This window comes from Arthrobacter sp. GMC3 (genome assembly GCF_002929305.1).
Lineage (GTDB): Bacteria > Actinomycetota > Actinomycetes > Actinomycetales > Micrococcaceae > Specibacter.
Genome location: NZ_PJIO01000061.1, coordinates 1 through 873 on the forward strand (window position 1 = coordinate 1; position 873 = coordinate 873).

Genomic DNA, 873 nt, shown 5'->3' on the forward strand with positions numbered 1-873 from the left:
AAATGTTTTAAATCGGGTTTTAATGGACTCACAAGGGAAGGTGCGAATAAGCGGGGAAATTCTTCTCGGCTGACTCAGTCATTTCATTTCTTCATGTTTGAGCCGATTTTTTCTCCCGTAAATGCCTTGAATCAGCCTATTTAGACCGTTTCTTCGCCATTTAAGGCGTTATCCCCAGTTTTTAGTGAGATCTCTCCCACTGACGTATCATTTGGTCCACCCGAAACAGGTTGGCCAGGGTGAATAACATCGCCAGTTGGTTATCGTTTTTCAGCAGCCCCTTGTATCTGGCTTTCACGAAGCCGAACTGCCGCTTGATGATGCGAAACGGGTGCTCTACCTTGGCACGGATGCTGGCTTTCATGTATTCGATGTTGATGGCCGTTTTGTTCTTGCGCGGATGCTGCTTCAAGGTTTTTACCTTGCCGGGATGCTCGGCGATCGGCCAGTCCACATCCACCTCGGCCAGCTCCTCGCGCTGTGGCGCTCCTTGGTAGCCGGCATCGGCTGAGACAAATTGCTCCTCTCCATGAAGCAGATTACCCAGCTGATTGAGGTCATGCTCGTTGGCCGCGGTGGTGACTAGGCTGTGGGTCAGGCCACTCTTGGCATCGACACCAATGTGGACCTTCATGCCAAAGTGCCACTGATTGCCTTTCTTGGTCTGATGCATCTCCGGATCGCGTTGCTGCTCTTTGTTCTTGGTAGAGCTGGGTGCCTCAATGATGGTGGCATCCACCAAAGTGCCTTGGGTCATCATGACGCCTGCTTCGGCCAGCCAGCGATTGATGGTCTTGAACAATTGACGGGCCAGTTGATGCTGCTCGAGCAGGTGGCGGAAATTCATGATGGTGATGATATCCGGCAGGACCA

1 protein-coding gene is annotated in these 873 nt (G+C 51.9%); it reads right to left on the reverse strand.

What is annotated here, in order from left to right:
• Window positions 1-181 precede the first annotated feature (181 nt).
• A partial coding sequence (locus CXQ94_RS21395; RefSeq protein ID WP_104092575.1) for an IS5 family transposase occupies window positions 182-873 on the reverse strand: 692 nt, incomplete at its 5' end.